Raw genomic sequence first — 20,661 nt, 5'->3', positions numbered from 1 at the left:
TTACTCCGCCGGCGCGAGCGGGCTCGTCAACACCACGTTATCGAACGCTGCGAGGGGCGCTAGTACAGGCGGACGATGAAGTCGGTGCCTTCGCCGGTCTCGCCCTGATTGATGCCTTGGTCGGAGACGATGATCGAGCCGCCTGACGTCAGCATCTCGTTGATCTTCGCCATGGTGTCGGCAGGGACTGAGATGCGGTCGAGCGCTTCAGCTGGGCTGTCCGGCATGACCACCGGTTTTGCGGCAACGGGGATCACGGCGGCGCCGCGCTGGCGGCGCGATACGCGGCTGTCGTCCTCGCGTGCCGCGGAACGGGCGGCGACGGGCAGCGACACCACCGACCAACGCAGTGCATTGGCATCGGCCTTGTCAACTTCGGCAGTGAAGACATGCGTGCCGAGCGGCCGGTCGCTCGCTGAGATCGTGATCGGTACCTCGAACAGCGGCGCAAAATTCTGCCGCACGTAGAGCTTGGAATCCTTGCGGCTGATGAAGACGGCAATCTGGCCGGCGCGCTTGGGCGTATCAGGCTTTGCCGCCGGCGCAGGATCGGCAACGCGGTTCTCGTCCTTCTTCGCATCGGGCGAGGTGGCGAGCGCCGGAGCAGTGGCCTGAGCATTGGGCGTCTTTGCGGAGTCCACCGCCTCTGTCTTGACCGGCTCGGCCTTGACAGCCTCGACCTTGCCGGCGGGCTTGTCGTCGTTCGCTGGCTTGGCCGCATCTTGCGACAGGGACTTGGGCGTATCAGATGCCTCGGCCGTCTTGGCGTTGTCGGCCGGTGCCGCGGCTTCGTCGCGCGCGGGCGCATTGCCAATGGTCACATCCGACATGACCGCGTGGCCGACGGAGGTACGCAGCTCGAGCACGCTGTCGGCGCTGGCCGTCTTGGTCTCGACTGTCTTGGTTTCGGCGGCGCCCTTGTCGGCCTTGTCGCTGACATTGGTCGGCGGCTCGAGGCTCGCCGCGGGCTGCGGTGGCACGCGCATGGAGGCGAGCAGGGGATGGGAGAAGCTTTGCGGTGACATCTGGCCCGGCGCCACGATCACGCGCGCACCCATCCGAGTCCAGTTCCACATCTTCATCGCGAACGCCATCGGCATGCGGATGCAGCCATGCGAGGCGGGATAGCCCGGCAGCACGCCGGCATGCATGGCGACGCCGGACCAGGTGATCCGCTGCATGTACGGCATCGGAGCGCCGCTATAGATGTTGGAGTGGTGGAATTTGTGCTTCTGGATGACGCTGAACACGCCCATCGGCGTCGAATGGCCCTTCATGCCGGTCGACACCGGAGATTCCGCGAACACGCCGTTGCTGTCGTAGACCGTCACCTTCTGCCGGTCGATCGAGACGACGATGACGAGCGGTCCTTGCGGCTTGGTGCCGGCTTCCTTCTCGACGACGCTTTCTTTCTTGCTGGCGACGCCACGCTTTTGCGGCTTCTGGCGCGGTATTTCGGGAAGCCGATCCTGCCGGGCGTAGTAGGACCCGTCGGAATAGTCCGTCCAATAATAAAACGCTGCGTCTGCCTGGCTGGTCGTGCCGATCGCACCCGCCGCCGTCAAAATGGCGACCTGCCACAGCCGCGCCGGCTTGGCGGAAGAACCCGACCCGTTCACGCTGTTCATCCTCGAATCCATAATCCAAATCAGACGTTAGTCTCGCAAAGGGGATACGCGTTCACCAGCAGGGCGGTTCTGCCGTCAGTTACTTTTGTTCAAGACGTAGCAAAAAAGCCTCACGGAGCGGTAAACGGCGGCCGAGCCGGATGGCCCGCCGCCTTCCTGATCGTCGCTCGCGTTCCTACATTGCAGGGACTTGTTACCGGAGAACTTCATGTCATCCCGTTTCCCCGGTCTTTCCAGCATCCGCTTGAAAGGCCTCGCTTTATTCCTGCTGATTCTGACCGCGCCGATGGCGTCGGCATCGGCCGCCGATGAGCCCGATCTGATCTTCCGCCGCTCCACCGTGTTCAAGTGGATGAGCCCGAACGACAAGCTCGCGACCTATGGTCTCGACGATCCCGAGGTCGAGGGCGTCGCCTGTCATTTCACGGTGCCGGAGAAGGGTGGCTTCAAGGGTTGGCTCGGCCTTGCCGAGGAGGTCTCGGACATCTCGCTGGCCTGTCGCCAGGTCGGCCCGATCAAGTTCAAGCACAAGATGGAGCAGGGCGACGACATGTTCCGCCAGCGCCGGTCGCTGTTCTTCAAGAAGATGCAGATCGTGCGCGGCTGTGACGCCAAGCGCAACGTGCTGGTCTACATGGTCTATTCGGACAAGCTGATCGAAGGCTCGCCCAAGAACTCGACCTCGACCGTGCCGATCATGCCGTGGGGACCGGCGGACGCAAACGTCCAGAAGTGCGGCGAGTTCTTCACGCAGTGACGCGCTTGCGTTCACAGTGACGCGCTTGCGTTCACTCAGTGACGATCGCGCTGCTTCGCGAGATGCGAGCCGGTCAGCCGCACGAACATCTGCGGCGCGGCCTCGAAGCCGCGACTCGATTGCAGCGCCATTTCGCCGGCGCTGCCGCGAATGGGTGGTTGCTCTCCGCGGTCCGTCCGTGGATCCGTATCGCGCCGCATTGCGCGATTTCCCGCCATCATGGTGGCCATCCCTCACGTGAATGCGCCCGATGATCCGGGCGTCTCGGTTTCGATGGCTTGGGTCGCCGCCGAACCACCCACGGTTCGATCGGACCCAGTCCTCGTTTGCCGCCCCTTTCAGCAGAAAAACGTAAAATGCATGTGAAGTGCGCGCGGCGGGAGCATGACGGCGCCTGTGCAAGGCGTGTGTCCGCGCTGGCGCCGGAACTTGGCAGGTCACTTTGACCTCGAGCGAGACCTGTCTGAAATGACTGGCATTTTCCGAGAATTGTTTCGTTCTCTTGGAGGGGACGAAACAATTCTCACGAAGACGAAACCATTTTCAGCTTTTCGCGCATCACGCGCGAAACCGCCCATGGTTATCAGGCTCATAACGACGACGGCGCACCGCCGACCACGAAATTGGGACACAAATCATGCGCGCGCTCAGCTTCATCCTTGCTTTCGGTTTCGTGCTCGCCGGCTCCTCATTGGCGGGTTCGCCCGACGGCAATCTCCCCGGTGTCGGTACCTTCCAGTACAGCGGCTCGCCCATCACGATCCCGGCAGCGCAGCCGATCTTGGTCGCTGCGCGCTTCTGACCGCAAAGAAAACAGCCGGCAAGGCCCATCATGTTGCTTCGTCTCTGCGCCGCAGCGTTCGTGTCCCTTCTGACGATTAGTTCCGTTCAGGCGCAGGTGCGCGCACCCTCCAGGCTACCCGATCCCCGCAGCGAGTTCGTGCGCCAGTGCGCGCCGCACATGCTCGGGCGCTGGGAGCATCCGGAGGAGGTCTGCGGCTGTCTGCACGATCACGCCGCCGCGGCCGTCGAGGACCGCGATCTGCGCGAAGCGCTGCTGCGCGGCATCAGCGAGACCGGCGTGCCCACCATCGAGACCGATTGGGTGCCGGCCTCCAAGCAGGGCGAGATCGGCCCGACCTTCACCAAGATCGCCAAGCCGACGCTGCAGTGCATGTTCGATCCGGCGAAGTAGCTTCTCAGATCATCATCTCGATTTCGGCCCGTGCCGCGGCACGCAGGAACTCGTGCGCGAGACTCCCTTGTCGGTCATCTTCGCGCCGCGCACTTCCTTGACCTGGCCGGCGGGGCAGGTTCCATCATCCACGAGCACACGCTGGCCGAGCTTCAGATCCACGATGTCCTGCTCGCGTCCAACGGTGGTTGCGCGTGCCGTGGAGGCAAGCGCGATGAAGATCAGCAGCGAGAGGCAGGTTGCGTGGCGAAGCAGCATGATGTGAGGTCCCGGCATCGATGCCGCAATTTAGGGAGCGGCGGGCGATTCTGATAGTGAAGCTTCGTTACGCCCGGCGGGCCGATTTTCGCCTTGCGCCCAAGCTGCGCGCGATTCCCTGGCAAGACGTCCGGCGGAGGTCACGAGCTGTGGAACCGGGTGGCCGGAAAATCCCAGCACGAAGCCGGGCAGCGGACGCCCGCGCGAGTAGGTGTCGGCCAATAGCCAGCCTTCCGCGCCGGCCGCTTGCTTGGCACGCGCTGCCACCGACAGATCGACCGAAGGATCGAACCGGGCAACAAGGTGCAGGCCTTGTGAGGGCACCGGCACCGAAAGCGCGCCATCGGATGCGACTTCCAGCGTTTCGGCGAGCACATCGCGGGCCTCGCGATAGAGCTTTCGCACGCGCTTCAGGTTCGCAGCGAAGGCCCCGGAATTGAGCATGTCCGCCACCGCGCCTTCCATCAGCGTGCCGGGAAAGCGATCGAGCGCCGCGCGCGCAGCTGTCACGTCTGCGATCAGGCGTTCGGGCAGGGCGCAATAGCCGATGCGAAGGCCCGGAAACAGCGTCTTGGCAAACGTGCCCAGGTAGATCACGCGCTGGAGGCGATCGATGCCGGCGAGCGACATCAGCGGTGCGCCGTCATAGCGGAATTCGCTGTCGTAATCGTCCTCCAGCACGAATGCGCCGGCTTGCCTCGCCCAGTCCAAAAGCTCGAGCCGCCGCGGCATCGACATCTGCACGCCCAGCGGAAACTGGTGCGACGGTGTGACGTAGGCCGCGCGCGCCGACGGTGCCGCGATGCGGCCTTTGGCGACACGCATCCCGTGCTCGTCGACGGCGACAGGCACGGCGCGATAGCCGCAATGCGTGATGGTCTTTCGCGCGGCGGGATAGCCGGGGTCCTCGCACCACACCTGGTCATTGGATTTCAAGATTGCGCTCAGCACGATGCGCAACCCGTGCAGCGTGCCCGACGTCAGCATGATCTGATCGGGGTCGCAGCGTAGTCCGCGCGCCGACAGCAGATGATCGGCGATCGCCGAACGCAGCTCGCGGCTGCCGCGAGGATCGCCATAATGCAGGTGCTCGGACCCGAACGCGCGCATTCGGCGGCCGACGAAAGCGCGAAAACGCTGCACCGCACGCTCGTCGATATGGGTGCAGCCGAGCGCGAACGCGCCTTGCCTGGGTGTTTCGACAACCACCTTGGGCTTGTTCGGCTCGGCCCCCCTCGCGGGGATACGTGTGGCGACGAACGTTCCGGAGCCGACGGTTGCGTCGGCAAAGCCGTCGGCGATCAGGCGCTCATAGGCGGTGACGACGGCGTTGCGCCGGAAGCCGGTCTGCCTGGCCAAGGTCCGCGATGGCGGCAGCGGCTCGCCCGGCTTGACGAGTCCGGAGACGATCATCTCGCACAGCGCCTGATAGAGCCGGTGCGCGGCGGAAGCGCCGGCCGTGACATGGGGGCCGGTGAGGTCGAGCGGAAGCTCGGTCTTGGCTCGGGAGGAAGAATTGGTCGGAATTTTTTGCATGGAATTGGAACTATCGCAGACCAAATGTGCCATTACAACTGCTCCAGAATTCATCCAATCCGAGCAGGAGCGGCCGTGAGCCACACCGAGACCTCAAATTCCTATCCGACATCGGCGCGCAACCAGGTGAAGCGCCGGCACGACCGCGGCTTCTACGATCACGATACGGTTCATCGCATCCTGGATTCCTCGATGCTGTGCCACGTCTCCTATGTGATCGACGGCCAGCCCTATTGCACGCCGACCTTCTTCTGGCGGGAGGGCACCAAGCTCTACTGGCACGGATCGAGCGCCAGCCGCATGTTGCGCAACCAGACCAAGGGCGAGCGCGTCTGCTTGACGGTCGCCCACCTCGACAGCCTCGTGTTGGCGCGCTGCGGCTTCAACCACTCCGCCGACTACCGCGCGGTGATGGCATTCGGCACGGCCTATCTCGTCACCGATCCCGAGGAGAAGGAGCGGGCGGTGATCGCAATGGTCGATCGCTTCTTCCCGGATCGCACCGCTGGCCTGCGACAGAGCACCACGCAGGAGATCAAGGCAACGTCCTTCATTGCGATGGAGATCGAGGAAGCCTCGGCCAAGATCCGTGCCAAGGGTGTCGCTGACGACGACGAGGACTACGCGTTGCCGATCTATGCGGAACGCATTCCGGTGCGCACGGTGCTCGGTGCGCCGGAGCCGTGCCCGCGCCTGCTCGACGGCGTGAGCCGGCCTGCGACGCTGAATGGCTATTCGGAAGGCCGGCTGCTCGAAGATGCATTGCGGGATGCTTATTTTGTGGAGTACCCGAACGGCTGAAATCGGTTAGCTTGCGCTCCATCGATGATCTGAATGCCCGAATGGAGTTGCCTGATGAATGCCGAAACGCAGCAGAGGATTCTTGACGCCGTCGATAGCGGCTTCGAAGCCCAGCTTGCGACCACACGTGATTTCGTCGCGATCCCCTCGACCCGCGGGGCGGAGGGGCCGTGCCAGGACATGATCGGCGACCTCCTGCGCGAACGCGGCTATGAGGTTGACGACTGGCACATCAATGTCGACGATCTAAAAGATCTTCGCGGCTTCGGCCCAATCGAGCACGATTTCTCCAAGGCGCGCTCGGTGGTGGGCACTTACCGTCCGCAAACGAGCGCCGGCAAATCGCTGATCCTCCAGGGGCACTGCGACGTGGTGCCGGCAGGTCCGCTGGAATTGTGGGATACTCCGCCGTTCTCACCCGTCATCAAGGACGGGAAGATGTTCGGCCGCGGTGCCTGCGACATGAAGTCGGGCACGATCGGCGCGCTCTACGCACTCGATGCGATCAAGGCCGCCGGCTTCAAGCCGACGGCACGGATCCATTTCCAATCCGTGATCGAGGAGGAGAGCACCGGCGTCGGCGCACTCTCGACGCTTCAGCGCGGCTACCGTGCCGATGCCTGCTTCATGCCCGAGCCGACCGGCGGCAAGATGGTGCGCTCACAGGTCGGCGTGATCTGGTTTCGCCTGCGCGTGAAGGGGCACCCGACCCATGTCGCTTTTGCAGGCTCCGGCGCGAATGCGATTATGGCGGCGTATCACCTGATCCAGGCTCTGCAAAAGCTTGAGATCGAATGGAACGAGCGCGCCAAGGCCGATCGCCACTTCAAGACGCTCAACAATCCCATCAACTTCAACCCCGGCATCATCAAGGGCGGCGACTGGGCCTCGAGCGTGCCGGCCTGGTGCGACGTCGACTGTCGCATTGCCGTATTGCCGGGCTGGTCGATCCCCGATCACCAGAAGGAGATCATGGCTTGCGTCGCTGCCGCTTCGCGTAACCACCGCTTCCTCGCCAACAATCCGCCGGAGATCGAATGGTCGGGCTTCCTGTCGGAAGGCTATGAACTGACCGACGCGGCGGAGCCTGAGACCGCGTTCGGCAAGGCTTTCAACAAGGTCTATGGCGGCATGCCAGAGGATCTCGTCTTCACGGCGCTGACCGACACGCGCTTCTACGGTCTGAACCACGGCATCCCGAGCCTCTGCTTCGGCGCAAGCGGCGGCGAGATGCATGGCTTCAACGAGTACGTCGACCTGGACTCTCTGAAGAAGACGACCAAGGCGATCGCCCTGTTCATCGCGGAATGGTGCGGCGTGGAGAAGGCGTAGTTTGGTGTCCCGGACGCGGTGCAGCGCGCGGACGATGCGAAGCGTCGTTTCGCGTGGTGCTCCGCAGAGATGGGACCCATGTCGCCGCATGCACTGGACCCCGGTTCAGCAGCGCATCGTTGCACGCTGCACCGCGCCCGAGGAACGCACCGGGCCAGTCGTCGGCTGCGCAATCGATGGGCTCCTCCCGAATCCTTTAAGCTTAAAATAAAGACTAGGATGCCGGCCGCGCCGGTGGCAGACTGGCGCCCGGTTCGCTGGACGAGTCCTCGGGAGCAATGATGCGCGATTGGGATGATGCTTATGCCAATTCGGCCCATATCCCGGGCTCGGACAAGATGCCTGCGCTGTTGGCGGAGCGGGCGGCGGCCTACCGCGCCGGCCTGAAGGAATTTCGTCCCGACATCGCCTATGGCGCCGGCGAGCGCCAGAAGCTCGACCTCGTCCTGCCCGACGGCGACAGCAAGGGACTCGTCGTGTTCGTCCATGGCGGCTACTGGATGCGCTTCGACAAGTCGAGCTGGACCGATCTCGCCGAAGGCGCGCGCCATCATGGCTGGACGGTGGCGCTGCCGAGCTACACGCTGACGCCGGCCACACGCATCTCCGATATCACCGTAGAAATCGCCGCCGCTGTCGCCAAGGCGGCAGCACTCGTCTCAGGGCCGATCCGGCTCGCTGGCCATTCCGCCGGCGGCCATCTCGTCACGCGCATGCTGTGCGACGACAGCCGGCTCGAGCCCGCCGTCTACAACCGCATCGCCGGGACGCTCTCGATCAGCGGCCTGCACGATCTGCGTCCACTCCTGAAGACCAGGATGAACGAGACGCTGCGCATGACGATGGAGGAGGCGACGCTGGAAAGCGCGGCGCTGCATCTGCCGCGCGGGCATTCGCCTGTGACCGCCTGGGTCGGCGGCAGCGAGCGGCCCGAATTCATCCGCCAGTCCGATCTGATGGCCAATATCTGGACCGGCTTCGACGTGCCGACGCACCTCGTCATCGATCCCGGTCTCAACCATTTTACCGTGATCGACGGGCTGAAGGACCCATCCTCGCCGATCACCGCCCGCCTGATCGGCCTCGACTGAGCGAAGCCGGGGAAGATCGATCGAAAGGACCTGTCATGACGTCCCGCGATTACGATCCTGCAAGCGAAGGCGCCGAGACCGATTTCGCCCAGCGCATGTCCTATGGCGACTACCTCGCGCTGGATGCGATTCTTGGCGCGCAGCATCCGCTGTCCGAAGCGCATGACGAGATGCTGTTCATCATCCAGCATCAGACCACGGAGCTGTGGATGCGGCTTGCCATTCACGAGCTCAGTGCAGCGCGCCGTGCGATCTCACGGGATGAGGTGCAACCTGCGATGAAGATGCTGGCGCGGATGTCGCGGATCTTCGAGCAGCTCAACAACGCCTGGGACGTGCTACGCACGATGACGCCGAGCGAATATACCCGCTTTCGCGCCCAACTCGGCCAGTCCTCGGGCTTCCAGTCGCGCCAATACCGGCTGATCGAATTTCTGCTCGGCAACCGCAACCACGCCATGCTGAAGCCGCACGCGCACGATGCTGAGACGATGAAGCTGCTCGAAGCCGAACTCGCGACGCCCAGCCTCTATGACGAGGTGCTGCGGCTCGCCGAGCGCAACGGACTGAAGATGCCTGCGGCTGTGCTGGCGCGCGATGTTCGCGAGACCCATAGCTTCAATGAAGGCGTGCTGCAGGCCTGGCGTATCGTGTACGAGGCGCCGGAGACGCACTGGATGCTCTACGAGTTGGCCGAGAAGCTGGTCGATTTCGAGGACTATTTCCGCCGCTGGCGCTTCAACCACGTGACGACGGTCGAGCGCGTCATCGGTTTCAAGCGCGGCACCGGCGGCACTGGCGGCGTTAGCTATCTCAAGCGCATGCTGGAGGTCGAGCTGTTTCCCGAACTCTGGCGCGTGCGTACGATTCTGTAGGGATGTCCATGACCAGGCTTCGCGTCTATGACGACACCAAGGCACTGTTCCATTTGCCTGACGGCGTGATCTATCTCGACGGCAACTCGCTTGGTGCGCTGCCGCTGGGCGTTGCCGAGCGCGTCAATCGCGTCATCACCGACGAGTGGGGCAACGAGCTGATCCGCGCCTGGAACACCGCAGGCTGGTATGTCCAGCCGCGCCATATCGGCGATCGTATCGCGCGGTTGATCGGTGCTGCAGCCGGCTCGGTGATGGTGGGAGACACGCTGTCCCTGAAGGTCTATCAGGCACTCGCCGCCGCGCTCGACATGACCCCGTCCCGCAAGATCGTCCTGTCGGACACCGGCAACTTCCCGACCGACCTCTACATGGCCGAGGGCCTGATCACGACGCTCGGGCGCGGCCATCAATTGCGTCTGGTGGCACCGGAGGAGATCGAGGCCGCGCTGTCGGAAGAGATCGCGGTGCTCTACATCACCGAGGTGGATTACCGCACCGGCCGCCGCCACGACATGGCGAAGCTCACCGCGAAAGCGCATGCGCTCGGCGTTGTCACGGTCTGGGATCTCGCCCATTCCGCCGGCGCGCTGCCAGTTGATCTTTCCGGCTGCGGCGCCGATTTCGCTGCCGGCTGCACCTACAAATATCTCAACGCCGGTCCCGGCGCGCCGGCCTTCCTCTATGTCGCGCCGCGCCATGCCGACAGCGCGCGTGCGGCTCTGTCCGGCTGGATGGGCCACGCAAAACCGTTTGCGTTCGAGCTCGCCTATGCGGCAGCCGGCGGCGTCGAGCGCATGCGCGTCGGCACCCCGCCGGTGTTGGCGATGGCGGCGCTGGAGGCCTCGCTCGAGATCTGGGACAGGGTCGATGTCGCCGAGGTCCGTGCGCGTTCGCTGGCGCTCGGCGATCTCCTGATCGCCGAGGTCGAGCGACGCTGCCCGTCCTTAAAGCTGGTGACGCCGCGCGCGTATGAGCAGCGTGGATCGCAAGTCTCCTTTGCCTTTGACGGCGGCTATGCCGCCATGCAGGCCCTGATCGCACGCGGCGTCATCGGCGACTTTCGCGCGCCCGACATCATGCGGTTCGGGATCACGCCGCTATATATCGGTGAGAACGAAGTGACGAGGGCGGCCGAGATCATCGAAGAGGTGATCGTAGGCGAGGTGTGGCGCCGGCCGGAATATCAGGTCGTGAACGCGGTGACGTGAGGAAGATCTCGTGCCCCGGATGCAGCGCAGCGCTTCTTAGCGTGCGCTGCAGGGCCGGGGCCCACGCGGCACCCGAAATCCGTCGCGAGATGGGTCCCGGCTCTGCGCAGCAACGCTGAGGCGTTGCGGCGCGTCCGGGACACGAGAGCTGCGGTCAACTGATTCGCGCTCAACCCCACAAGGCCGTCACGATCGCATCGAGCCCATCCGTCAGCGCCGCCGGCCCGGGCTGGAGGATGATCGGCGACTTGATCTCGATGATGCGATCGTCGCGCACGGCGGGGATATTGCTCCAGCCATTGCGCTGGCGAATGCGGGCAGGCACGACTTTCTTGCCGCACCAGGAGGCGAGGATCACATCGGGCGCGGCCTCGCGCACCGCCTCCGCCGAAACGATGCGCTCCTTCGCCGCCTGCCGATGCCGCAGCTCGGCAAACGCATCCGCACCGCCGGCGATCTCGATCAATTCGGAAATCCAGCCGATGCCGGAGATCAGTGGATCGTCCCACTCCTCGAAATACACTTTTGGTCGGGGCGAGGGGCGGGGCGTTGCTGCGATCGCCGCGAGGCGCCGCTCGAAGCCTTGCGCAAGGTCTTCCGCGCGCCCGGCGGCGCCAACCAGCGCACCCAGCGTGCGGATCATTGCCAAGATTCCGGCGACGTCGCGCTGGTTGAAGACATGCACATCGATGCCGGCGCGGACGAGGTCGGCGACGATGCCGGCTTGGAGATCAGAGAAGGCCAGTACGAGGTCCGGTTCCAACGCCAGAATCTTCGGGATGTCCGCTGAGACGAAGGCCGACACCCGCGGCTTATCGCGCCGCACCTGCGGCGGGCGGACGGCGTAGCCGGAGACGCCGACGATGCGGTCCTGCTCGCCGAGCAGATAGAGCGTTTCGACCGTCTCTTCGGTCAGACAGACGATGCGGCGGGGCGGGAAGTGGCGCATGGTGGGACCATATGCGCTCATGCCGCGGGCGATGTCACGGTGGCTATTACCTCCGAGGTCATTGCCTTGCCGCCTGAAGCAATTCACGCTGAGATAACAAGGAATTGGGAGGAGAACCGATGACGCCGCTCGAGAAACTTAAAGCGATGAAGATGCCGTTCGCCGAGCTCAAAGGCGTCGAGTTCGTCGAGGCCGAGAAGGACCGCGTGGTGGCGCGGATGACGGTTCGGCCCGATCTCTGCACGCTTCATCATACCATCCATGGCGGGGCGGTGATGGCGCTCGCCGATTCCGTCGGCGCGGCGGCGACCGTGATCAATCTGCCCGAGGACGCCAAGGGCACGACCACGCTGGAGAGCAAGACCAACTTCATCGGCGGGGCCAAGGAGGGAGCCACTGTCATCGCCACGGCCACCCCAGTCCATCGTGGCCGGCGGACCCAGATCTGGACCACCCGACTGGAAACCGAGGACGGCAAGCTGGTTGCCGTGGTGACCCAGACGCAGCTGGTGCTGTAACACTACGGGACCTTGATTTTATTAATGAATTGGTCGCTTTTTTGCTGCCTCTAAGTTGGGCAGGTCTCCGTCTTGAAAAGCATGGTGCGATGCACAATATAGGGGACCTAGGGATTCGAACGCCTCCTCGAGGGACACCAAGAGGAGTTTTGACGTGGTACTTGAAGAGACCGTCCGCACTGCCCCGGGCTATGTGCGGACCCTGATCCAGCAGGAAGAATTGCCGCTGCTGCGCGATCACCTGCTCAGACTCGACGCCGGAAGCCGGCACGACCGTTTCAACGGCTTTCTCGACGACAGCTTCATCGAGCGCTACGCCGCCCGCTGCGCCGAGGATGGCACCGTGATCGTTGCTTATATCGTCGATGGCGTGGTCCGCGGTGCGGCCGAGCTGCATCCGCCGGAAGACGATTCGCTGCCCGAGGTCGCCTTCAGCGTGGAGGCCTCCGCGCGCCGTCAAGGCGTCGGCACCGTGCTGTTCCGGCGCCTGATCGCGGAGGCGCGCTGGAAGGGCTACAAGCAGTTGCGCATCACGACGGGCGCCGAAAATCACGCGATGCGGGCGCTCGCCCGGAAGTTTGGGGCGCATCTGGCTTTCCGCCACGGCGAATCGACCGGTACGATCGACCTCGCCAAGACGCCCGAGGCCGAGCTCGCTGATCTGGCGGCCTCGCCCTTCATGGCCGGGCGCGCTCTTCTCAGCTTCAACAGCACTTGCTGGAAGCTGATCTCAAGCATGTACGGCAATCGCGCCGCGTAGCCCAAATCGCGGACGGGAATCAAAAAGCGGACCGGCAAGACCGGTCCGCTTTCGTATTTCCAGGTCGAAGATGAGGGCTCAGGTGCCGGTGCGCTTGTCGGCGCCGAAACGCCGAACGACGCGGCGTTCGACCACGACGGAGCGCTGCGCGCCCTGTTCGCCGGCGATCACCCGCGTGGCCGTGATGCGGCTGTTGGCGCGGGCTTGCTTCTTCACCTCGGCCTGCACGATCTCGAGCGGCATCCCCATCAAAGCTGCGGCGATCTCGGCCTGCTGCGCCTGGTCGTCGGTGATGCCGACAGCGGCGAAGATCGCCTCGTCCAGGGTGGGCGGATCGTGGCGCACGCGCCGCGTGCCATATTTGGTATTCCAGTCTGCGCTCATAACGGCCTCATTTTGATGCCGGGATACCTAGTGCCGCGAATGTTGCATTGCAATATGTAATTGGTGTGGCAGCTCAGCTATGCACCGGTCGGGTGTCATGGCGGTGACGCAGCACCGGCGCCGACCTCCACCAGCGGCTGAGGCCAGCGTTTCAGGGCAGCGTGTCCGGCTTCGGTGAGCCGGTAGATTCCCCGCTGAGCGCGTTCAAACCAGCCATACACATTATTGAGCAAGATCTTGCCGGCATCGGGACAGCGTTCGCGCAGCTCGCGTACGGGCCGCGGACCTGCCGCGAGCTCTGATGCGCAGGCCAGCGCCTGCTGCCGATAGGCCGTCATGATCGGTGCGCGGGTGCTGCCGCCGAGTGCCGGATCGCCCTGGCGGCGCTGATGCTCGGCGACGAGTCGCGAGCGAATCTTCGGCTCGCGGCGCGGGGCCGCCGTGGGCGGCTTCACCAGCACCTCGACCTGGCCGCGGTCGGTGACCCCGAGCATGCCGAAGCCGAGGCGGCGGCAGAGATTGCGGTAGCGCGCATCGCTCTCGCGTCCCTTGCCACGCGCTGACATCTTCGCCGCGATCCAGACCTCGTCGCCGGCCGGTGCGCGATCGACCGCTTGCAGGATCAGTTCGAGATTGAAGGCAAGCTTGAGCTCGCCGATCACCACGACCGGCGGATCGCCGGCGCTGAGGCCGACGAGATCGCAGCCGCCGATCTCGCCCTTGACCGTGAAGCCGAGCTCTTCGAGGAAGCGTTTGACGGGCAGGTAGAGCGCGGTTTCCACAGATGGTCCGATCGAAGAATCAGTTGCGTGTAGTCTAGAGCCTTCTCGGCTCCGATTGAATCCGAGGCGCTCGGACGTTTCGACCTAAAGGCACTACACCCGGCCGCCGACCGGGATCAGCGCGCCGGTGACGCCGCTGGCGGCATCGCTGGCGAGAAACAGGATCACCTCTGCGAGCTCCTGCGGCGTCACCCATTTGGAAAAGTCCGCCTTCGGCATGGCGGCGCGGTTGGCCTTGGTGTCGATGATCGAGGGCAGCACGGCGTTGACCGTGATCTTACCCTTCCATTCGTTGGCGAGCGCTTCGGTGAGGCGATGAACGCCGGCTTTCGACGCGGCATAGGGGCCCATGCCGCTGCCGGCCTGGAGCGCGCCCATAGCGCCGATATTGATGATGCGGCCGGCCTTGGACGCGAGGAGGTGCGGCAGCGCCGCGCGCGAGGTGTTGAGCGCGGTCAGGACATTCAACGCATGCATCCGCTGCCACGTCGCGATGTCGCCGTCGCCGACGGTCTCGAAAACAAAACCGCCGGCGATGTTGATCAGCGCGTCGAGCCGGCCGAAATGCTTTGCCGCCGCATCTATCGCCGTCTTCGCCTGCGCCGCGTCGGACAGATCGACGCCGCCGATCTCGATGCTTTCAGGCCTTGCGGGACTCTGCGAAGGTGCGTGATCGATGCCGGCAACCCGCGCGCCGCGCGCCTGTGCGGTCTCCGCAACCACCCTTCCAAGCGCACCGAATGCGCCGGTCACGATCAGGACCTTGTCTTGCATCATCGTTCTCCCGGCGTGGTGGCCTATGATTGCAGATAGCGCGCCTTCAATGCGGTTCGCTCGGCCGCGCCGAGCCTGAGCCCGTCGCGCAGATAGGTTTGGAGATCGCCATATTCGCTATCGATCGCCTCGAAAGCGGCCGCCAGGTACGAGGGCTCGACGCTGCCGATCGCGTCGAGAACATCGGCCGGAAGATCGGAGGCGTTTGACGCGTCACGCGTGTAGTGCCGATTGGTCAAGAGGTAGTCCTCGGCAATGACATCGTCGCGCACGCCCAGCGCATGCAGGATCAGCGCGCTGGCAAAGCCGGTGCGGTCCTTGCCGGCAGTGCAGTGGATCACGAGTGGCGCGCGGTCTTCCAGCAGATGGCCGAACAGCGCGCGAAAACTGTGCGTATTGTGGCGGACATAGTTGCGATATGACTCGCGCATGAGCTCGAGCGCGACCGGTGCGGTCAACGTGCCCCGGGCGAGTTCGGCGCGTAGCGCGGCCACGACGGTCGGTTCGATCGGCAGCGAATGCACCGTGATCTCGTTCACGACGCAGATGCCGGCCGCGCGCTCCTCCAGCCCACGGAAATCGAATGCGCTTCGGACACCCAGCGCGCGGACGATCTCGACATCAGCGGCGGTGAGCTGCCCGAGATGATTGGAGCGGAAGATGTGCCGCCAGCGCGTGGTGCGGCCATCGGTGGTCGGGTAGCCGCCGAGATCGCGAAAATTGCTTGCGCCTTGCAAGGCGAGATGGCGAGCAGGGGAGTCTGACATGGGATCGGCTTGGGTTATGGTTCCACTGGATGCACGGTTGGCGTCCTTGAGGTCTATTACAGGGGGCGATCATGGGCCGGCACAAGGCCATTCTTTTGGCGATCACCATGCTGGCGATCGGAAGCATCAATGCGCGGCAGGCTGATGCACAGACCTTCCAGACCTACCGCTGCGCCGATGGTACTCAGTTCATCGTTGGTTTTTATGATGGCGACAAGCGCGCCTTTCTTCAGATCGATGGCGAGCCTGTCACGCTCGCTAAGCAGCTGGCTGTCTCTGGCGCGCGCTATTCGGGGGCGGGTATCACGCTGACCATCGGGAAGGCCGGGGTCAGCACGGTCAAGCATCTGAAGCGGCCGGTCACGGCCTGCGCGGTGATCTGAACGGCGTGGCTCGCGAAAGAATCAAAAAGGGCCGAAACAACGTTGTTTCGGCCCTTTTTCAAACGGCGCCTGACGCTTGCGCGAGCGCGGCGATATCAAACCGACCATTAGGCATCAGCGATCCCATTTCGGCTTTGCTTCGTCGACCGCATCCTGGTGATACCAGCTGTCGCTGCAGATCGAGACGTTCGAGGGCAGCGAGCCGTGATCGGTGGGAAGGCGGGTCTCGTCGTAACGGCGTCCCCCGAGAGCCGCACGGCCGCCGACGGGGAATTGGTAGATCTTCGCAGATCCGTGACTCAGACCATTGTTCATCATTGCGATTTCTCCTTGGTCGAAGCGCCTTGGCCTCCATGGTGCGCCCGACTCGTTCGATTGTGGTTACTGGAATCCCCATATCGGCCGCGCTTCCCGGGTTGGAAAGTGCTGAAAAGGAAATCAGCTTCCGCCTAATTTGTAGGCAGGCGGAGGTCTGCATCCCCAAAGGCAGCCTGCCACTGACCAACGCATGGGCCATTCCGAAGGTTGCTGGGGAGGGGCCGGAGAGTTTGCGAAAATTGCCCGACGGTGATGCGCGTTTAGTCGGCAACCTCCGGGACGGCGTCCACTGCTCCAGAATCGGGCGTTTTCCGCGGGATTTTTGCGGTGCAGCTTCACGCGAAGGTGCGCTGCTATGACGCACAGCGGCCTGGGCCGCCTGGAGGTGGCGAGGAGAGGCTGGCCGCTGTGGAAAACCGCCCGCACTGCGGCTTTTTGGCACGCAAAATGCTTGGGAAGGGCCGGCCGATGATGGCCGGGTACAAACGTGCGGGGCTCTCAACCCCACCTTTCGCATCATCTACAGAGAGGCTCAATGACCAAGTACAAGCTCGAGTACATCTGGCTCGACGGATATACGCCGACTCCGAATTTGCGCGGCAAAACTCAGATCAAGGAATTCGCGTCGTTCCCGACGCTCGAGCAGCTTCCGCTCTGGGGCTTCGATGGCTCCTCCACCCAGCAGGCCGAAGGCCACAGCTCCGATTGCGTGCTGAAGCCGGTTGCGGTGTTCCCGGACGGTGCGCGCACCAACGGGGTGCTGGTGATGTGCGAAGTCATGATGCCCGACGGTAAGACGCCGCATCCGTCCAACAAGCGCGCCACCATCCTGGACGACGCCGGCGCCTGGTTCGGCTTCGAGCAGGAATACTTCTTCTACAAGGACGGCCGTCCGCTCGGCTTCCCGGCTGCGGGTTATCCGGCGCCGCAGGGTCCGTACTACACCGGCGTCGGCTTCTCTAACGTCGGCGACGTCGCCCGCAAGATCGTCGAAGAGCATCTCGATCTCTGCCTCGCGGCCGGCATCAACCATGAAGGCATCAACGCGGAAGTCGCCAAGGGTCAGTGGGAATTCCAGATCTTCGGCAAGGGCTCCAAGACCGCTGCCGATCAGATGTGGATGGCCCGCTACCTGATGCTGCGCCTCACCGAGAAGTACGGCATCGACATCGAATTCCACTGCAAGCCGCTTGGCGACACCGACTGGAACGGCTCGGGCATGCATGCCAACTTCTCGACCGCCTATATGCGCGAAGTCGGCGGCAAGGAGTATTTCGAGGCGCTGATGGCGGCCTTCGAGAAGAACCTGATGGACCACATCGCCGTCTACGGCCCGGACAACGACAAGCGTCTGACCGGCAAGCACGAGACCGCGCCGTGGAACAAGTTCAGCTACGGCGTTGCCGATCGCGGTGCTTCGATCCGCGTTCCGCACTCCTTCGTCAACAACGGCTACAAGGGCTATCTGGAAGACCGCCGTCCGAACTCGCAGGGCGACCCCTACCAGATCGCCTCGCAGATCCTGAAGACGATCGCGTCCGTGCCGACCGACAAGAAGGCCGCGGCCTAAGATCCTCCCGGCCCGGGCCGGGGGGCTGGCCCGGGTTGGCGTTCAATCCGCCGGAGCGAAGGCTCCGGCGGATTTTTGCATTTGGATGACGGCCGTTGCCGAGCGTGCCGGCCTCGGCTCCGCGAAACTTGTCCATTGCCGAAAGCGGGATAGAGTGCTCTTGGATGCGCGCAGGGCCGGGGACACGGCTGGTGTTTGAAGGCTTCTACAAGGTGAGATTTCAGCTCGGCGACGCCGTCGGCCGGAGCGTGATGCATGCCGGCGACGGCAAGATGCTCGGCGGCAATTCGGCCTTCGCCCATATCGGCACCTACGACAAGACCGACAGCGGGGTCGACGTCGTGATCAAGACCGTCCGTCACAACCCCGATCCGAACTACCGCGCCATGGCCGGCACCGACGATGCGACCTTGATCGCGAAGGGCCGGGCTGACGGCGATCTCTATCGCTTCGAGGGCCAGCTCAAGGAGCTGCCCGGCGTGCCCTTTCAGTCGGTGATGACGCCGATCACGGACGAGGAGGTGCCGATCGCCGGCGGCGTCGGCGAAGCAGGCATCGCCGATGGTCTCTACTCGATCCATCTGCGGATGCTCGATGGTATCGACGGCGGACTCACCGGCGTGATGCTGCTCAACCAGGGGCGCATCCTCGGCGGCGATGCATCGTTCTATTATCTCGGCAGCTACACCGCCGCGAAGGGCCGCTGGAAGGGCCAGATTCTCAACCAGGAGCATACGCCGGCCAAGGACGATCCGATCTTCGGCGGTCACGAGGTCGGCATCGGCTTCTCCGGCAGCTATGACAGCGAACAGGCGGTGCTGGAAGCAACGGCGCTGGCCGGAAGGCGCAGCCTGCGCCTGACCGCCGCCCTCAAGCTCCTGCATCGCGCCTGATCACGCCAGGAACTGCTCATGGAAAACGTCCGCATGCTCTCGACGCTCGGCCTGATGGGCGCGATGCGCAGCCTGTCCTCCACCTTCGAGGCCACCAGCGGCATCCATGTCGATGCGGATTTCGCGCCGACCCTGGCGCTGCTCAAGCGCTTGCGCGACGGTGAAGCCGCCGATCTCGTCATCCTCACCCGCGAAGGGCTCGACGAGATGATCGGCGAGGGGCGCGTGGTTGCCGGCAACACGGCCGATCTGGCGCGCTCCTTCGTCGGCATCGCCGTGCGGGCTGGGCAGCCGCATCCCGACATCGCCAACGAAGCCGCGCTGCGTCAGACGTTGCTCGCGGCACGGTCCGTCGCCTATTCGCGGCTCGGTGCGAGCGGCGTGTACTTCGCCCAGCTGATCGTGCGGATGGGGATAGCGACCGATATCAACGCCAAGGCCACCATCGTCGAGCAGGGTTTTACGGCGGAGCGGCTCGTGACCGGCGAGGCGGACCTCGCCGTGCAGCAGATCAGCGAGCTGAAGCAGGTCGGCGGCATCGAGGTGGTCGGTCCGATCCCGCACGCGCTGCAGACGCCGGCCGTGTTCTCCGCTGGCCGCATGGCGAACGCGAAACATGCCGACGCCGCGGATCGGTTGCTGCGCAATCTGGCGTCGCCAGAGGTCGCCCCCGTCCTGCGCCAATCGGGACTTGAGCCTTGAATTCGCCGAGGCGGAGACGCAACGTGACGACTATGCGGACTTACCTTCTTGCCATGCTTTTCGCGCTCGCCGTGCCCCTGACGGCGCAGGCGCAATCGGCCGATCTCGTCCTGTGCGACCGGGTCGCCGCCGATCCCAGCGATCCCGACAAACCGGCTGACGTGAAGGGCGTCACGGAGATCGCGTCCTCCGACATTGCAACCGCCATCAAGTTCTGCAAGCAGGCCGCGCCATCCGCGCGGCGCGCGATGTTCGCGCTCGGCCGCGCTTATGCGGCCAACCGGCAGACGGCAGAGGCGATCGCCGCTTGGCGCAAGGCTGCCGACAAGGGATCGAGTGCGGCGATGGTCGAGCTCGGCGTCGCCTATGGCACCGGCTCGGGCGTTGCGAAGGACGAAGCGCAAGCGCGAAAGCTGTTCGAGAAGGCGGCGCAGGCCGGCAATCCCCGCGGCGTCAGCAATCTCGCTGCGCTCGGCGGCGCAGGTGGCGCCGCGCCGGCCGATCCCGTGCAGGCGCGCGCGCTGCTCGGCAAGGCTGCCGAGACCAACGCGGAAGCGCAGTACCAGCTCGCGCTGATGCTGTCCGAGGGCACGGGCGGTGCCAAGGACGACGTTGCGGCGCGCGCACTGTTCGAGAAGGCGGCTGCGCAGAACCATCCCGGCGCGCTGGAGCGGATGGGGGCCTTCGCACAGGAAGGCCGCGGCGGTCCGAAGGACAAGGATGCCGCGAAGGCCTATTACGAGCGCGCCGCCGCGCTCGGCGACGAGGACGCCAAGAAGGCGCTGGAGCGGCTGCGCTGCCCCTATGCGATCAAGGACAAGCAGGGCAGGCTCGTCACCACCTTGTGCTTCTGAACGCCATCGCGATTGCGCGGCGCTTCACGAACAGGGCCACGATTTGACGGAACCTGGCCGGCGCGAACGCCGTTGACATCGAGACAAAACGGAGCGCGATCATGATCCGCAAACTGGCATCGGGCGAATACCGCCTCTATTCACGCAAGGTGAATCCGAAGACCGGCAAGCGCCGTAACCTCGGCACTTTCAAGAGCCGTGCGGCCGCCGAGAAGCACGAGCGCGAGGTGCAGTATTTCAAGCGTCATTGACGCGTGAAGGGCTTTTCCGCGAGCCGGACACAAAAAGTCGAAAAACAACCCCATGCACAGTAGCCAAGCCAC

The 20,661-nt window shown here is 64.3% G+C and carries 26 protein-coding genes; 16 read left to right on the top strand and 10 right to left on the bottom strand.

Annotated features, from left to right (window positions below; genetic code table 11):
- Positions 1-59: 59 nt before the first annotated feature.
- A complete protein-coding gene (locus P6U29_RS23710; RefSeq protein ID WP_407112534.1) occupies positions 60-1,628 on the bottom strand; it encodes a L,D-transpeptidase family protein in 1,569 nt (522 codons plus the stop codon).
- A gap of 208 nt (positions 1,629-1,836) precedes the next feature.
- On the opposite strand from P6U29_RS23710, the gene P6U29_RS23705 reads away from it, so the two are divergent.
- A complete protein-coding gene (locus P6U29_RS23705) occupies positions 1,837-2,385 on the top strand; it encodes a CreA family protein (protein ID WP_407112533.1) in 549 nt (182 codons plus the stop codon).
- Positions 2,386-2,420: 35 nt separating this feature from the next.
- Here P6U29_RS23705 and P6U29_RS23700 read toward each other — a convergent pair whose 3' ends face one another.
- On the bottom strand, positions 2,421-2,615 hold the full coding sequence (locus P6U29_RS23700; RefSeq protein ID WP_407112532.1) for a hypothetical protein: 195 nt from the start codon (positions 2,613-2,615) through the stop codon (positions 2,421-2,423).
- Positions 2,616-3,022: 407 nt separating this feature from the next.
- Here P6U29_RS23700 and P6U29_RS23695 point away from each other — a divergent pair, with 407 nt between their 5' ends.
- Both P6U29_RS23695 and P6U29_RS23690 read left to right on the top strand, forming a co-directional pair.
- On the top strand, positions 3,023-3,187 hold the full coding sequence (locus P6U29_RS23695; RefSeq protein ID WP_407112531.1) for a hypothetical protein: 165 nt from the start codon (positions 3,023-3,025) through the stop codon (positions 3,185-3,187).
- Between the two features lie 30 nt (positions 3,188-3,217).
- Entirely contained in the window at positions 3,218-3,580 is a 363-nt protein-coding gene (locus tag P6U29_RS23690) for a hypothetical protein (RefSeq protein WP_407112530.1), read from the top strand.
- A gap of 12 nt (positions 3,581-3,592) precedes the next feature.
- Here the strand turns inward: P6U29_RS23690 and P6U29_RS23685 are convergent, their stop codons facing one another.
- Positions 3,593-3,838: a DUF6719 family protein gene (locus P6U29_RS23685; protein WP_407112529.1), complete on the bottom strand. Its 246-nt coding sequence runs from the start codon at positions 3,836-3,838 to the stop codon at positions 3,593-3,595.
- Between the two features lie 30 nt (positions 3,839-3,868).
- On the bottom strand, positions 3,869-5,374 hold the full coding sequence (locus P6U29_RS23680) for a PLP-dependent aminotransferase family protein (RefSeq protein WP_407112528.1): 1,506 nt from the start codon (positions 5,372-5,374) through the stop codon (positions 3,869-3,871).
- A 75-nt stretch (positions 5,375-5,449) separates the two neighbouring features.
- Between P6U29_RS23680 and P6U29_RS23675 the strand changes: the two genes are divergently transcribed.
- From P6U29_RS23675 to kynU, 5 genes are all read left to right on the top strand, one after another.
- A complete protein-coding gene (locus P6U29_RS23675; protein WP_407112527.1) occupies positions 5,450-6,175 on the top strand; it encodes a pyridoxamine 5'-phosphate oxidase family protein in 726 nt (241 codons plus the stop codon).
- A gap of 54 nt (positions 6,176-6,229) precedes the next feature.
- Positions 6,230-7,507: an ArgE/DapE family deacylase gene (locus tag P6U29_RS23670; RefSeq protein ID WP_407112526.1), complete on the top strand. Its 1,278-nt coding sequence runs from the start codon at positions 6,230-6,232 to the stop codon at positions 7,505-7,507.
- Between the two features lie 281 nt (positions 7,508-7,788).
- The gene (locus P6U29_RS23665; RefSeq protein ID WP_407112525.1) at positions 7,789-8,598 is read left to right on the top strand and encodes an alpha/beta hydrolase; all 810 of its coding nucleotides are present in this window, start codon (positions 7,789-7,791) and stop codon (positions 8,596-8,598) included.
- 35 nt (positions 8,599-8,633) lie between these two features.
- Positions 8,634-9,473, top strand: coding sequence for a tryptophan 2,3-dioxygenase (gene kynA, locus P6U29_RS23660; protein ID WP_407112524.1), 840 nt, complete (start codon positions 8,634-8,636; stop codon positions 9,471-9,473).
- Between the two features lie 8 nt (positions 9,474-9,481).
- A complete protein-coding gene (gene kynU, locus P6U29_RS23655) occupies positions 9,482-10,684 on the top strand; it encodes a kynureninase (RefSeq protein ID WP_407112523.1) in 1,203 nt (400 codons plus the stop codon).
- A gap of 169 nt (positions 10,685-10,853) precedes the next feature.
- Here the strand turns inward: kynU and P6U29_RS23650 are convergent, their stop codons facing one another.
- Positions 10,854-11,633: a cobalamin-binding protein gene (locus tag P6U29_RS23650; RefSeq protein ID WP_407119407.1), complete on the bottom strand. Its 780-nt coding sequence runs from the start codon at positions 11,631-11,633 to the stop codon at positions 10,854-10,856.
- A 119-nt stretch (positions 11,634-11,752) separates the two neighbouring features.
- Here P6U29_RS23650 and P6U29_RS23645 point away from each other — a divergent pair, with 119 nt between their 5' ends.
- Entirely contained in the window at positions 11,753-12,151 is a 399-nt protein-coding gene (locus P6U29_RS23645; RefSeq protein ID WP_407112522.1) for a PaaI family thioesterase, read from the top strand.
- Positions 12,152-12,305: 154 nt separating this feature from the next.
- Positions 12,306-12,911: a GNAT family N-acetyltransferase gene (locus P6U29_RS23640; RefSeq protein ID WP_407112521.1), complete on the top strand. Its 606-nt coding sequence runs from the start codon at positions 12,306-12,308 to the stop codon at positions 12,909-12,911.
- Between the two features lie 78 nt (positions 12,912-12,989).
- Here P6U29_RS23640 and P6U29_RS23635 read toward each other — a convergent pair whose 3' ends face one another.
- The 4 genes from P6U29_RS23635 to P6U29_RS23620 all read right to left on the bottom strand — a co-directional run bounded on the left by P6U29_RS23635 (position 12,990) and on the right by P6U29_RS23620 (position 15,618).
- A complete protein-coding gene (locus tag P6U29_RS23635; RefSeq protein ID WP_407112520.1) occupies positions 12,990-13,295 on the bottom strand; it encodes a hypothetical protein in 306 nt (101 codons plus the stop codon).
- Positions 13,296-13,390: 95 nt separating this feature from the next.
- A complete protein-coding gene (locus tag P6U29_RS23630) occupies positions 13,391-14,077 on the bottom strand; it encodes a DUF2161 domain-containing phosphodiesterase (RefSeq protein ID WP_407112519.1) in 687 nt (228 codons plus the stop codon).
- Positions 14,078-14,170: 93 nt separating this feature from the next.
- A complete protein-coding gene (locus P6U29_RS23625) occupies positions 14,171-14,851 on the bottom strand; it encodes an SDR family oxidoreductase (protein ID WP_407112518.1) in 681 nt (226 codons plus the stop codon).
- A 23-nt stretch (positions 14,852-14,874) separates the two neighbouring features.
- Positions 14,875-15,618: a tyrosine-protein phosphatase gene (locus P6U29_RS23620; protein ID WP_407112517.1), complete on the bottom strand. Its 744-nt coding sequence runs from the start codon at positions 15,616-15,618 to the stop codon at positions 14,875-14,877.
- A 71-nt stretch (positions 15,619-15,689) separates the two neighbouring features.
- Here P6U29_RS23620 and P6U29_RS23615 point away from each other — a divergent pair, with 71 nt between their 5' ends.
- Positions 15,690-16,001, top strand: coding sequence for an MliC family protein (locus P6U29_RS23615; RefSeq protein WP_407112516.1), 312 nt, complete (start codon positions 15,690-15,692; stop codon positions 15,999-16,001).
- 114 nt (positions 16,002-16,115) lie between these two features.
- Here P6U29_RS23615 and P6U29_RS23610 read toward each other — a convergent pair whose 3' ends face one another.
- Positions 16,116-16,319 carry a DUF2735 domain-containing protein gene (locus tag P6U29_RS23610; protein ID WP_407112515.1) on the bottom strand — a complete coding sequence of 68 codons (204 nt, stop codon included), beginning with the start codon at positions 16,317-16,319 and terminating at the stop codon, positions 16,116-16,118.
- Positions 16,320-16,854: 535 nt separating this feature from the next.
- Between P6U29_RS23610 and P6U29_RS23605 the strand changes: the two genes are divergently transcribed.
- The 5 genes from P6U29_RS23605 to P6U29_RS23585 all read left to right on the top strand — a co-directional run bounded on the left by P6U29_RS23605 (position 16,855) and on the right by P6U29_RS23585 (position 20,589).
- A complete protein-coding gene (locus P6U29_RS23605; protein WP_407112514.1) occupies positions 16,855-17,889 on the top strand; it encodes a glutamine synthetase beta-grasp domain-containing protein in 1,035 nt (344 codons plus the stop codon).
- Between the two features lie 191 nt (positions 17,890-18,080).
- Positions 18,081-18,782: a GrlR family regulatory protein gene (locus P6U29_RS23600; RefSeq protein ID WP_407119406.1), complete on the top strand. Its 702-nt coding sequence runs from the start codon at positions 18,081-18,083 to the stop codon at positions 18,780-18,782.
- 18 nt (positions 18,783-18,800) lie between these two features.
- Entirely contained in the window at positions 18,801-19,484 is a 684-nt protein-coding gene (locus P6U29_RS23595; RefSeq protein ID WP_407112513.1) for a substrate-binding domain-containing protein, read from the top strand.
- Positions 19,485-19,516: 32 nt separating this feature from the next.
- Complete coding sequence (locus P6U29_RS23590) at positions 19,517-20,338, top strand: tetratricopeptide repeat protein (RefSeq protein WP_407119405.1); 822 nt, start codon at positions 19,517-19,519, stop codon at positions 20,336-20,338.
- Between the two features lie 101 nt (positions 20,339-20,439).
- Positions 20,440-20,589, top strand: a complete 150-nt coding sequence (locus P6U29_RS23585; protein WP_007609497.1) for a hypothetical protein — start codon at positions 20,440-20,442, stop codon at positions 20,587-20,589.
- Positions 20,590-20,661 lie beyond the last annotated feature (72 nt).

Origin of the sequence: Bradyrhizobium sp. LMG 9283, assembly GCF_045571415.1 — a bacterium.
GTDB lineage: Bacteria > Pseudomonadota > Alphaproteobacteria > Rhizobiales > Xanthobacteraceae > Bradyrhizobium.
Note: the sequence above shows the minus strand (reverse complement) of the source record. Positions and strands in the feature narration are given on the sequence as shown.

What these genes read in the sequence shown, in the direction of transcription:
- P6U29_RS23620 (WP_407112517.1), bottom strand. Translation starts at nt 15,618, where the DNA reads ATGTCAGACTCCCCTGCTCGCCATCTCGCCTTGCAAGGCGCAAGCAAT.
- P6U29_RS23710 (WP_407112534.1), bottom strand. Translation starts at nt 1,628, where the DNA reads ATGAACAGCGTGAACGGGTCGGGTTCTTCCGCCAAGCCGGCGCGGCTG.
- kynA (WP_407112524.1), top strand. Translation starts at nt 8,634, where the DNA reads ATGACGTCCCGCGATTACGATCCTGCAAGCGAAGGCGCCGAGACCGAT.
- P6U29_RS23685 (WP_407112529.1), bottom strand. Translation starts at nt 3,838, where the DNA reads ATGCTGCTTCGCCACGCAACCTGCCTCTCGCTGCTGATCTTCATCGCG.
- P6U29_RS23670 (WP_407112526.1), top strand. Translation starts at nt 6,230, where the DNA reads ATGAATGCCGAAACGCAGCAGAGGATTCTTGACGCCGTCGATAGCGGC.
- P6U29_RS23590 (WP_407119405.1), top strand. Translation starts at nt 19,517, where the DNA reads ATGCGGACTTACCTTCTTGCCATGCTTTTCGCGCTCGCCGTGCCCCTG.
- P6U29_RS23700 (WP_407112532.1), bottom strand. Translation starts at nt 2,615, where the DNA reads ATGGCCACCATGATGGCGGGAAATCGCGCAATGCGGCGCGATACGGAT.
- P6U29_RS23635 (WP_407112520.1), bottom strand. Translation starts at nt 13,295, where the DNA reads ATGAGCGCAGACTGGAATACCAAATATGGCACGCGGCGCGTGCGCCAC.
- P6U29_RS23645 (WP_407112522.1), top strand. Translation starts at nt 11,753, where the DNA reads ATGACGCCGCTCGAGAAACTTAAAGCGATGAAGATGCCGTTCGCCGAG.
- P6U29_RS23690 (WP_407112530.1), top strand. Translation starts at nt 3,218, where the DNA reads ATGTTGCTTCGTCTCTGCGCCGCAGCGTTCGTGTCCCTTCTGACGATT.
- P6U29_RS23585 (WP_007609497.1), top strand. Translation starts at nt 20,440, where the DNA reads ATGATCCGCAAACTGGCATCGGGCGAATACCGCCTCTATTCACGCAAG.
- P6U29_RS23610 (WP_407112515.1), bottom strand. Translation starts at nt 16,319, where the DNA reads ATGATGAACAATGGTCTGAGTCACGGATCTGCGAAGATCTACCAATTC.
- P6U29_RS23705 (WP_407112533.1), top strand. Translation starts at nt 1,837, where the DNA reads ATGTCATCCCGTTTCCCCGGTCTTTCCAGCATCCGCTTGAAAGGCCTC.
- P6U29_RS23680 (WP_407112528.1), bottom strand. Translation starts at nt 5,374, where the DNA reads ATGCAAAAAATTCCGACCAATTCTTCCTCCCGAGCCAAGACCGAGCTT.
- P6U29_RS23650 (WP_407119407.1), bottom strand. Translation starts at nt 11,633, where the DNA reads ATGCGCCACTTCCCGCCCCGCCGCATCGTCTGTCTGACCGAAGAGACG.
- P6U29_RS23695 (WP_407112531.1), top strand. Translation starts at nt 3,023, where the DNA reads ATGCGCGCGCTCAGCTTCATCCTTGCTTTCGGTTTCGTGCTCGCCGGC.
- P6U29_RS23665 (WP_407112525.1), top strand. Translation starts at nt 7,789, where the DNA reads ATGCGCGATTGGGATGATGCTTATGCCAATTCGGCCCATATCCCGGGC.
- P6U29_RS23615 (WP_407112516.1), top strand. Translation starts at nt 15,690, where the DNA reads ATGGGCCGGCACAAGGCCATTCTTTTGGCGATCACCATGCTGGCGATC.
- P6U29_RS23625 (WP_407112518.1), bottom strand. Translation starts at nt 14,851, where the DNA reads ATGCAAGACAAGGTCCTGATCGTGACCGGCGCATTCGGTGCGCTTGGA.
- kynU (WP_407112523.1), top strand. Translation starts at nt 9,482, where the DNA reads ATGACCAGGCTTCGCGTCTATGACGACACCAAGGCACTGTTCCATTTG.
- P6U29_RS23605 (WP_407112514.1), top strand. Translation starts at nt 16,855, where the DNA reads ATGACCAAGTACAAGCTCGAGTACATCTGGCTCGACGGATATACGCCG.
- P6U29_RS23595 (WP_407112513.1), top strand. Translation starts at nt 18,801, where the DNA reads ATGGAAAACGTCCGCATGCTCTCGACGCTCGGCCTGATGGGCGCGATG.